Consider the following 10,495-nt stretch of genomic DNA (forward strand, 5'->3'; position numbering starts at 1 on the left):
GATCACCAAATCCGAAGAGGACATGATGAAGGTTCGTAACTTGGGCCGTAAATCCCTCGAGGAAGTACAAGAGAAGCTTGAAGAGCTCGGCTTGGGCCTTCGTATGGAAGAGTAGTTAACAAACAAGAATAGACAAAAGAGCAAGGGAGGGGAAAACAAGATGGCATATCAAAAATTGGGTCGTGACGCTAGTGCGCGGAAAGCATTGTTCCGTGACCTCGTTACAGATTTGTTCCTTTATGAGCGTATTCAAACGACTGAAGCTAAAGCGAAGGAAGTTCGTTCTATCGCTGAGAAGCTGATCACTAAAGCTAAGAAAGGTGATCTTCATGCTCGTCGTCAAGTAGCTGCTTTTGTTCGTCGGGAAACTGTTGATGGCGAGCAAGACGCTATTCAAAAGCTGTTCTCCGAACTGGCTACTCGTTACTCGGAACGTGCAGGCGGATACACGCGTATTCTTAAGCTAGGTCCTCGTCGCGGCGATGCTGCGCCTATGGTTTACCTGGAATTGGTTGACCGCGCGTAATTTACCCTATAATCGAGAAGCGTATAAGCTTGTCCACAGCGTTAATCCTTGTCCAAGCTTATACAGAGAGAAAAGGGTGGACCCTTGCGGCCACCTTTTTTTATTTGCCAGCGGTGAGGTAAGGGGATGATGGGATGCGCAATATTTGCGTAAAAGTGAGCTATGACGGTACAAACTTCAATGGTTTTCAAACGCAGCCTTACGGTAGAACGGTTCAAGGTCAAATCGAGTTGGCCATTAAGAAATTATCGGGCGAGACAATCATTATTACGGCATCTGGCCGCACCGATGCTGGCGTGCATGCACAAGGACAAATGTTTAATTTCTATACGGAATCATCGATTCCCACGCAGAGATGGGCGATTGCGCTGAATACGCGCTTGCCAAAGGACATTGTCATCATTGAGGCATTCGATGTACCGGAGCATTTTCATGCTAGAAGATCCGCTAAGCGTAAGACCTACCGCTATACCATTGATACCGGGAAGTTTCCGGATGTGTTTGGCCGTCAGTACCGCTTTCATCATCCGGCTCCGCTAGATGTGGATGCGATGCGAGAAGGTCTAAGCTATTTAGTCGGAGAGCATGATTTCACCTCCTTCACATCGATTCATTCTACGAAGCCGCATCATATCCGGACGATCTACGAAGCAGATTTTGTACAAGAAGGCCCTATCGTACATATGTACGTGACGGGTAATGGTTTTTTATACAATATGGTCCGCGTGATTATGGGAACACTGCTTTGGGTAGGGCAAGGGAGATTAATGCCAGCTGAGATGAAAGCCATTCTTGAAGGCAAAAGCCGCTCGCTCGCGGGACCTACGGCTATGGCTCATGGTTTAATGCTCATGAATGTACAATATTCCTTTGAAACACAGGATTAATTCGCTGTTAGCTTATTCGGCTGCTGTCCTTATGGGCAGTAAAGCTCTTTTCGCTTCGTGCTAAAAGAATAACTATGTATAAACCTGAAATTTATACATTATTACATCCCAAATCACTTGCGAAAACTCATGCTTTATAGTAGAATATAACTTGTGCTTTCGAAGTGGCTAACCCACAGCCCCGACTGAGATTGTCACAAACTTGGCTATCAACAATGAACAAACAAACCAACGTTTACGTTGTTATAAAAAACGATTAATGTATGTAATTAAGGAGGATCATCCATGCGTACCACCTATATGGCTAAATCAACTGAAGTTGAGCGTAAATGGTTCGTCGTCGATGCGGAAGGCAAAACGCTAGGCCGTTTGGCGAGTGAAGTAGCTGCCCTGATCCGCGGCAAGCACAAACCGACATTTACACCACATGTTGATACAGGCGATTTCGTTGTTGTTATCAACGCGGAGAAAATTCACCTCACAGGTAAAAAATTCTCTGACAAAATGTACTATCGTCACTCGATGTATTCCGGCGGTTTGAAGGTTACTCCGGCAAACGAGATGATCAAGAACAAGCCTGAGCGCGTAATTGAATTCGCGGTTCACGGTATGTTGCCTAAGAATCGTCTTGGCGACAAAATGAAGCTTAAACTTAAAGTATACGCAGGTGCGGAACATCCACATCAAGCACAAAACCCTGAAGTTTACGAACTTCGCGGGTAATAAAGAGGAGGACAAGTTTCATGGCTCAGGTGCAATACTATGGAACCGGTCGTCGTAAACACTCTGTTGCACGTGTACGTCTTGTGCCGGGTGAAGGACGAATCATTGTTAATAAGCGCGAATTAAATGAATATTTTGGTTTGGAAACTCTTAAGCTGATTGTAAAACAACCGCTTAACCTTACTGACACATTGTCGAAATACGATGTTCTTGTCATCGCTAACGGCGGCGGTATGTCCGGTCAAGCTGGCGCTATCCGTCACGGTATTTCCCGCGCTCTGCTTAAAGCAGATCCAGAATTCCGTCCGGCTTTGAAGCGTGCAGGCTTCCTGACTCGTGACCCGCGTATGAAAGAACGTAAGAAATACGGTCTTAAAGCGGCTCGTCGCGCGCCACAATTCTCGAAACGTTAATATGCTTTTCGCAGATACCCTTCTCTCCAGCAGAGAAGGGTATTTTTATGTGCAGCAATACGAGTGTTCAAAACTTTATTTCATTTTGGTGTAAACTTGATATTGAACTATGAACGTATTGGACGTATAATTTTTATACAGACTAATTTACTAGGAATTAAAAACGGAGGGCTTAATAATGAACCTTTTTGAAAAAGAAGCGCTTATCGCGCAAAAAGCGGTTGAACTCGAGAACGCAACGCCGGAAGAAATCATCGCTTTCGCGGTAGAGACCTTCCCTAATATTACATTTGCTTGCAGCTTCGGTGCAGAAGACGTTGTTCTGGTTGATATGCTGCAAAAAATTAGCCCGAAGACGGATATCTTCTACTTGGATACAGACTTCCACTTCAAGGAAACCTATGAGACGCGGGACCGTATGGTAGAGCGTTACCCTGGTATTCCTTTCGTAGAGGTTAAACCGGAAATTACACCTGAAGAGCAAGCTGCGCAATTTGGCGAAGAGCTTTGGAAATCCGATGCGAACGCATGCTGCAATATTCGTAAAGTTAAGCCGCTAACAAACATCCTGTCGAAGTATGAGGCTTGGATTACTGGCATTCGCCGCGATCAAGCCCCGACACGTGCAAATTCGAAGAAGATCGAATACGATACAAAATTCGGATTAGTTAAATTTAACCCGATTGCGCATTGGACAAATGAAGATGTGTGGAACTACATTCGCGAGAATGACGTCATTTACAACCCGCTGCATGATCAAAACTACCCTAGTATCGGCTGCGAGCAATGCACGCGCCAAGTGATGCCAGGTGAAGACCCACGCGCTGGACGCTGGGCCGGTCAAGAGAAAACAGAGTGTGGTTTGCATAAATAAGTTAGAATTATGGCTTTTGATTTCTAGTGTAAAACTTTAAGGAGGCATTTTGCATAATGAATCAAATATTACCGCACGGCGGCGAGCTTGTTAATCGGGTCGCTGAGGGTGAACAACGTGAAGCTTTACTGGCAGAAGCAAGAGAATTGAAATCCATTACGATTAACACGTGGGCGATCTCTGATCTTGACTTGATCGGTGTGGGCGCATTTTCACCATTGACTGGCTTTATGAATGAAGAGGATTATCGTTCTGTGGTCGAAACGATGCGTCTTGCAAATGGAACGGTATGGAGCATTCCAATTACGCTTGCAGTAGAAGAAGCGAAAGTGGCTGAGCTCGCTACTGGCGAGCGCGCTGCGCTTGTTGGCGAAGATGGCGTCATTTATGGCGTCATTGATATCGAGAGCATTTATAACGTTGATCAGAAGCTTGAAGCGGTCAATGTGTTCAAAACAGATGATCTGGAGCACCCTGGCGTTCAGAAGCTGCTTGAGCGCTCCTCCACATATGTCGGCGGCGCAATTACCGTATTGAACCGTCCACAGCCTGAGAAGTTCGAGGATTTTTATTTTGATCCGGCTGAGACTCGTCGTATTTTCGCAGAGAAAGGCTGGAAAACAGTAGTCGGCTTCCAAACACGTAATCCGGTTCACCGCGCGCATGAGTATATTCAGAAGACAGCTATGGAAATCGTTGATGCCTTGTTCCTGAATCCTCTTGTCGGCGAAACGAAATCCGATGACGTTCCGGCAAATGTGCGGATGAAGAGCTACCTGGCCTTGCTGGAGAACTACTATCCTGAGGATCGTGTATTTCTTGGTGTGTTCCCTGCTGCAATGCGTTATGCAGGACCTCGCGAAGCGATTTTCCATGCGATTGTTCGTAAAAACTACGGCTGCTCGCACTTTATCGTTGGACGCGATCATGCTGGCGTGGGCGACTACTATGGCACATACGAGGCGCAGGATCTGTTGAAGTCGATTCCTGCAGAGGATCTCGGAATAACTCCGCTCTATTTCGAGCACAGCTTCTTCTGCACCAAGTGCGGCAACATGGCTACTTCGAAAACATGTCCGCATGATAAGGAAAGTCATTTGACCCTTTCGGGTACGAAGGTTCGCGCATTGCTGCGTGATGGTGTATGCCCGCCTCCTGAGTTCTCCCGTCCTGAGGTTGCTCAAATTCTAATTGAAGGTATGTCCGAGCAGCCAGTAGGCTAATCGCAAAACTTCGAAATAGGTTTGTCTCATAAACGGCCATCTCGTCCCATATAAATAATTGAGTGCCTGGCGCTTATTTATTTAGATGGAGGACGAGGTGGTTTTTTTATGCGCTGGATAAGTCGGCATTTTGTAATATGGATGACGTATAAAGGGGCGATGCGATTTGGCATAGGAGTAGTAGTGATTGCATTGACAGCCGTTCTGCTAACACAGACGATGCCCGTAACAAAGACATGGTCCTATTGGACTTTGCCGCTTTCAGGCCAAACCATCGCGATCGACGCTGGTCACGGAGGAGCAGACGGAGGCGCTGTCAGTAAGCAGGGGATCATTGAAAAAGATTTAAATCTGGCCATTGCGCTCTATTTGCGTGATTATTTGCAGCAAGCGGGCGCAGTTGTCGTCATGACGCGAGAAGGTGACTATGATCTCGCTACAGGTGACGCGCGCGCATATAGCAAGCGGAAGACAGAGGATTTGTTAAACAGGGTTTCAGTTATAAAGAGTAATAAGCCGTCTACTGTCATTAGTATTCATATGAATAGCATCCCGTCGGCCAAATGGTCAGGAGCGCAAACCTTTTATCACCCCGGTAATCACCCCGACAATCGTATTCTTGCCACACTTATACAGGATGAGATTAAGCGCAACCTCGAGAACACGACTCGTGTCGCGGCCACGTTGAAGGATATATATGTACTTAAAGCCATAGAGGATGTGCCAACCGCATTGGTGGAGGTTGGATTCCTATCCCATCCTGGCGAGTCGGCGCGTCTGGCGGATACGGAATATCAACGTCAGGTCGCGGCATCTATTTATAAGGGTATACTAAGATACAGCTCTGGAGAAAAGCTAAGCGGGAGCACGCTGCAGGATGTGCTGACAACAGAGTAGCCGATGGGAAAGCAGACGCGCCGGCTGATGTGTTTATGAATAGTTGGCTGATCAGCTTACTGTGTTATAATGACTAGTAAATCATCGTTATTTCATAAAGGTGGGACAATTAATGCTTACACGTGAGCAAGCAATCGAAGCCGTCGAATCTGTGACGGCACAATATACCGCGGAGAAAGTATTCTTCCGCGATGTGATGGTGCGGGACCGTCAAGTATCATTGACGGTCCTAGGGGCCAGCGCGGCTGCACAGCCCGCGCTGGAAGCCTCGCTCCGCGAGGCGCTGGCGCGCCTGGGCGCCGAAACCGTGCACTGCCGGTTTCGGGCCGAGGCTGCGCCTGCAGCAGGCGAGGCTTCGCCGCCGCCAGCGCCAGCTGCCGCGCCCAAGGCGGCTAACGCCGCCGCCGGCGCCAGCAAAGGCGCCGCGGCGCCCGTCAAGGGCCACGGGGCCGGGCTCGCGAGCCCGCTGCTGGATCCTAGCAGCGGAGTGCAGTTCATCGCCGTCGCCAGCGGCAAAGGCGGCGTCGGCAAATCGACGGTGACCGTCAATCTCGCGGTCGCCTTAGCCCGCAGGGGCAAGCGTGTCGGCATTATCGACGCCGATATCTATGGTTTTAGCGTGCCCGACATGATGGGCATTGAGGAACGTCCTGACGTCGTGAACGAACGGGTAATCCCGATCGAGAAGTTCGGCGTTCAGGTCATGTCGATGGGCTTCTTCGTCGAAGACAACAGTCCGATCGTGTGGCGCGGTCCGATGCTTGGCAAAATGCTGCGCAACTTTTTCCAGGAAATTGAATGGGGAGAGCTCGATTACTTGCTCCTCGACTTGCCGCCGGGCACAGGCGATGTGGCGCTGGACGTACATCAGATTATCCCGCAAAGCAAAGAGATTATCGTTACAACGCCACATGCCACAGCTGCATTCGTTGCGGCAAGAGCGGGCGCAATGGCCATCAAAACCGAGCATGAAATTATCGGTATCGTCGAAAACATGTCCTACTATCTGTCGCCGTCAACTGGCGAGAAGGAATATGTATTTGGGCGCGGAGGCGGCGCTCGTCTAGCTGAGACGCTGCATGCCGATCTGCTTGCCCAAATCCCGCTCGGCGCACCGGACAACCATCCGTCCGAGCCTGATTTTTCGCCGTCGGTGTACAAAGAGGATTCCGAGACAGGCAAGCTTTATATGGAGCTTGCGGACAGTGTCCTAAAAAAACTCGAAGGCTAAGAAAAGAAGCTGTAGTCTGCGCTAAATTATACTCAGCTCTATCCAACGGCCTTCCCTTCACAAATAACAAAAGCCCGAACGAGATATCGAATGAAGCAAGCGAGCCTTGCTTCATCAATAAATCTGTTCGGGCTTTATTTATCCAGGCAGTTACATGCCGGAATCGTCGGACTCCTCGGTGCTTGCTTCCTGGCTTTGCTGATCCTGTGAGTCGCCACCGCCACTCTCTTTCGGTTTATCGACCTTCTCATCAGGTTTCGGTTTAAGCTCCTCCTGCACGGCTTTCTTCATAAGCTCCAGCACATCAAGCCGGAAGATCGGATTTTGCATCGATTCCTGCATGAGCGACATCACTTCTTTACGGTATTGCGTGCTTTGCAGCACCTCGAGAATCATTTTATTCATCTCCGGGTTTTTAAGCACCTTAACTAAATCAGCCTGGTAGGACGGATCCTTTAATAATTCCTTATGAATATCCTTATTTTCTTTATTGATGGATTTCGCAAATTCACCGGCGAAGCGCGGGTCGACCATCATTTTTTTGATGACTTTATCATAATCAGGAGAGATGAGCACGTCCTTAACGGCTAAGCGAACTTCCTCTTGATCTTGAATTGACAATAGCTTTGAGGTTTGGCCGCTATAACCGGACAAGCTTTGAGCTGATTGCTGAAGCGCCTTCTGCGCATCCTCCGTCTTCAGAATATCGATCACCATCGATTTCATATCCTTATAGCTGATTTGTTGCTGTTGTCCGCCACCTGACGATTCCGCGCCGCAACCTGCCAGCAGAACGGCCATAGACGAGATGAATGACATTAAAACCCACCTCATGCGCATGTTTTGTTTTCTCCCTTCTATGTCATTGCTTCAGTAATCGATCATAAAAAACAGATGGTTCCCAAAATAATTTTATATGCTCTTATTATGTGCATTGTTCACCGTATTATCATGGACAGTCTTTAGCTTTTTGTTGTGAACGTGGTAAAATAAAGGGTAAAGCGGAAGTAACGGGAGGAAATGGAACGTGAATTTGAAAAAATGGTTTTTCTTGTTTTGGAGCAGCATGGCTGTCGGGGCGCTCGTCTGCGTGGTGACAGGAGCCGTTATGCAATGGGTGGATCCGGAATTCGGATTTTTGGGCTTCAAAGCAGCGGGCTTTAACGCCTTAATGATGGCGATGGTCGGGCTTATGATCGGTGCATTTAGTCAAATGGGCTTTTTTGCATACTTAACCTTGAACTATATTGCTCTGAGCGTATTCGGCAAAAAGTATCTATGGAACACCCTGCAGGGCTACACAACGGTATTCGCTGCGATCGGCTTGGGATATCTTTTATATGAAAAAAACCTCAACGGCTGGTTTTTCTGGGTATTGCCACTTATACTGCTTCTGATCTCAGCGCTTGTAACATGGTTGAAAATAAAACAAACGAATAAAACGGCGCTCGTGCCAACTATGTTTCTTATGTTTGTTGTGACCTTTATCGAAACCTGGCCAGCGATAAAAGGCGATACCAACATATCCGCCATTATCTTTATGATTGTCCCTTTATTTATTTGCAATGCGTACCAAATTATGATGATGTATCGTTTACTCAAAAAACAAACAACCGACTCGTCAGCAATCGCTGCAAAGCCGGTTGTATAAGGTTACTCAAAAGCGGCGGCTTCAAGCTGAGGGAAGGCAGATGTGGTCTTGTCCCGCACAGCTTTGCCGTCGATTTCCGTTTGTGTGATTAAATCGGTTACCGTAACGAAATCATAGCCCTTCGCGCGGAGCTGATCAATAACAACTGGCAGCGCTTCATGCGTCTGCTTAACGGAGTCACTCGCGTGGAACAATATAATGTCTCCGGGATGAGCGCGTGTTACGACACGATTGATGATTTTATCCGTTCCGATATTCATCCAGTCAAGTGAATCTGTGTCCCACTGGATGACCCTGTACTTCAGCTCTTCTGCGATACGCAGCACCCTTTTGTCAAAATCACCATTCGGCAAACGAATTAAATTAGGCTGTTTTCCTGTCACATCCGACAAAATCATATGAGCCGTCGTAATTTGCTTGCGGATTTCTTCGTCAGTCAGCTTGCTGTAATTGTCATGCTTATGACCGTGACTGCCAATCTCATAGCCGGCTTCTTGAATCTTTCGAACGATTTCCGGATGCGATTGGCTCCAAGGAGAAGACAGGAAGAAGGTAGCTTGTTTAATGTTTTTCTCCTTCAACACATTTAAGATGGGTTCCGTTCGCTTATCGCCCCAGCTAATGTCAAAGGTTAATGCGACGACCTTCTTCTCAGTCGGCACACTGTAGATTGCAGCCGGCTGCTGCGGGGCAAATACGGTAATGTTGTCACGCTCGGCATAAATGATCCCAATAGAAAAAACGACAGCGATTGCAATAAAAAAATACCTTTTCAGCTTACGGCCGTTCAACACATAGAAAACGTTCATGGGGAATGGCTCTCCTCTCTAATGAATGCTTGTTCTATTCAAATCTATGCTCGTACACCAAATATATTCGTTCATGGTGGCGACAAAAAAGGAACGGAGGCTATTTAGATGTTCAACAGGCGTGCTATATGGAATCATTTCAAACAGATGAACCCCTATATTGCATTTGGGTTTATATTGTTTTTCGCGGGTATGGTCATCGGCGGGACAAATCCCGCATTCAAGTCTTTTTTGGATAGTCAGATTGAAGGCCTGCGCGGGCTAAGTGAAATGGTTGAGCAGAGCAGTAATCCTACATTAACGTTGATGATTGTAATCTTTCTAAATAATGCGATTAAATCGATATTTGTCATGTATTTGGGCGCGCTATTTGGTATAGTCCCATTTTTATTCCTGATCGTGAACGGAATGGTGATAGGTTATTTACTGACCCAATTGGCGGAGCAGCATGGTGGAGGCTTTGTGTTCGAAATCATTTTCAAAGGCTTGCTGCCGCATGGCATTATTGAAATTCCTGCGATTATCATTGCCTGTGCCTATGGGTTGCGTTTTGGAGTGCTTGCGTTTAAAGGTATGGGGACTATGTTATTCAATAGGTCTAAGACTCCATTGCTGGGCCGTGAGCTTGAAGCCTTCGTCATTCGAACAGTCCCGGTGATGGTTATATTGACGATATCTTTACTTGCTGCCTCCATTATAGAAAGCACAATTACGGTTTGGTTATTATCGATGTAATAAATTTTCCAATATTTGAGCATAACAATAAAGCAGTGTCGAAACGCATTTGCGGGGAGACGTTGCTTTTTTGTTCCTTATAAGACGGCTAGGTTGCGTTTTACATCTAAAGGGGGTCACTCACGGCTATGCTCGGAATACTATTCAATGATAAAGAATGCAAAGAACTTGACTACGTCCTTCGCAAGGAATTGGATGAAATGCTGCTTGACCTTAACGACACACGATTAGATGGAGAAATAAAGCAAGCAATCACAAGAAGATATAAAATCATCTTCCGGATGTATGGTCGTATAGCCTCCCCGAAAGAGCTTTCGCGCTACGCGCTAAATGCGCGTTCTTATCGATAAAAACCTCTTTTTAAAAAACTTTTAAAAAAGGGGTTGCTTTTATCTGGGCCCCTGTGATATATTATTTCTTGTCGCCGCTGAGATACACGCGAACGACACGAAAGAAAAGATTGCTCTTTGAAAACTGAACAACGAGTAAAACTGCCTCATGAATCCTAACGGATTGATGAAAAAGC

The 10,495-nt window shown here is 46.9% G+C and carries 14 protein-coding genes; 12 read left to right on the plus strand and 2 right to left on the minus strand.

Annotation, left to right across the window (positions count from 1 at the left end; all coding sequences use genetic code 11):
- The 9 genes from ACO9K6_RS19315 to ACO9K6_RS19355 form a co-directional block, all read left to right on the plus strand.
- Positions 1–115, plus strand: a 115-nt coding sequence (locus tag ACO9K6_RS19315) for a DNA-directed RNA polymerase subunit alpha C-terminal domain-containing protein (protein WP_424769188.1), incomplete at its 5' end; no start/stop codon positions are given.
- A 45-nt stretch (positions 116–160) separates the two neighbouring features.
- Entirely contained in the window at positions 161–526 is a 366-nt protein-coding gene (gene rplQ, locus ACO9K6_RS19320) for a 50S ribosomal protein L17 (RefSeq protein ID WP_424769174.1), read from the plus strand.
- Between the two features lie 134 nt (positions 527–660).
- Positions 661–1,413 carry a tRNA pseudouridine(38-40) synthase TruA gene (truA, locus tag ACO9K6_RS19325; RefSeq protein WP_424769175.1) on the plus strand — a complete coding sequence of 251 codons (753 nt, stop codon included), beginning with the start codon at positions 661–663 and terminating at the stop codon, positions 1,411–1,413.
- Between the two features lie 285 nt (positions 1,414–1,698).
- Positions 1,699–2,136, plus strand: coding sequence for a 50S ribosomal protein L13 (gene rplM, locus ACO9K6_RS19330; RefSeq protein ID WP_424769176.1), 438 nt, complete (start codon positions 1,699–1,701; stop codon positions 2,134–2,136).
- 20 nt (positions 2,137–2,156) lie between these two features.
- Entirely contained in the window at positions 2,157–2,549 is a 393-nt protein-coding gene (rpsI, locus tag ACO9K6_RS19335) for a 30S ribosomal protein S9 (RefSeq protein ID WP_424769177.1), read from the plus strand.
- Between the two features lie 178 nt (positions 2,550–2,727).
- The gene (locus tag ACO9K6_RS19340; RefSeq protein ID WP_424769178.1) at positions 2,728–3,423 is read left to right on the plus strand and encodes a phosphoadenylyl-sulfate reductase; all 696 of its coding nucleotides are present in this window, start codon (positions 2,728–2,730) and stop codon (positions 3,421–3,423) included.
- 56 nt (positions 3,424–3,479) lie between these two features.
- Positions 3,480–4,646, plus strand: a complete 1,167-nt coding sequence (gene sat / locus ACO9K6_RS19345; protein ID WP_424769179.1) for a sulfate adenylyltransferase — start codon at positions 3,480–3,482, stop codon at positions 4,644–4,646.
- A gap of 108 nt (positions 4,647–4,754) precedes the next feature.
- The gene (gene cwlD, locus ACO9K6_RS19350) at positions 4,755–5,543 is read left to right on the plus strand and encodes an N-acetylmuramoyl-L-alanine amidase CwlD (protein WP_424769180.1); all 789 of its coding nucleotides are present in this window, start codon (positions 4,755–4,757) and stop codon (positions 5,541–5,543) included.
- 112 nt (positions 5,544–5,655) lie between these two features.
- Positions 5,656–6,774, plus strand: coding sequence for an Mrp/NBP35 family ATP-binding protein (locus tag ACO9K6_RS19355; RefSeq protein ID WP_424769181.1), 1,119 nt, complete (start codon positions 5,656–5,658; stop codon positions 6,772–6,774).
- Positions 6,775–6,924: 150 nt separating this feature from the next.
- Here ACO9K6_RS19355 and gerD read toward each other — a convergent pair whose 3' ends face one another.
- Positions 6,925–7,593, minus strand: coding sequence for a spore germination lipoprotein GerD (gene gerD / locus ACO9K6_RS19360; protein ID WP_424769182.1), 669 nt, complete (start codon positions 7,591–7,593; stop codon positions 6,925–6,927).
- Positions 7,594–7,801: 208 nt separating this feature from the next.
- On the opposite strand from gerD, the gene ACO9K6_RS19365 reads away from it, so the two are divergent.
- Entirely contained in the window at positions 7,802–8,425 is a 624-nt protein-coding gene (locus ACO9K6_RS19365) for a KinB-signaling pathway activation protein (RefSeq protein ID WP_424769183.1), read from the plus strand.
- Positions 8,426–8,427: 2 nt separating this feature from the next.
- Here the strand turns inward: ACO9K6_RS19365 and pdaB are convergent, their stop codons facing one another.
- Positions 8,428–9,234: a polysaccharide deacetylase family sporulation protein PdaB gene (gene pdaB / locus ACO9K6_RS19370; protein WP_424769184.1), complete on the minus strand. Its 807-nt coding sequence runs from the start codon at positions 9,232–9,234 to the stop codon at positions 8,428–8,430.
- Positions 9,235–9,342: 108 nt separating this feature from the next.
- Between pdaB and ACO9K6_RS19375 the strand changes: the two genes are divergently transcribed.
- Both ACO9K6_RS19375 and ACO9K6_RS19380 read left to right on the plus strand, forming a co-directional pair.
- A complete protein-coding gene (locus ACO9K6_RS19375; RefSeq protein WP_424769185.1) occupies positions 9,343–9,969 on the plus strand; it encodes a stage II sporulation protein M in 627 nt (208 codons plus the stop codon).
- A 128-nt stretch (positions 9,970–10,097) separates the two neighbouring features.
- Positions 10,098–10,319 (plus strand): hypothetical protein, encoded by a 222-nt coding sequence (locus ACO9K6_RS19380; protein ID WP_424769186.1) that lies wholly within the window; start codon positions 10,098–10,100, stop codon positions 10,317–10,319.
- Positions 10,320–10,495 lie beyond the last annotated feature (176 nt).

It is taken from the genome of Paenibacillus praedii (genome assembly GCF_049725345.1).
In the GTDB taxonomy this organism is placed as follows: Bacteria; Bacillota; Bacilli; order Paenibacillales; family Paenibacillaceae; genus Pristimantibacillus.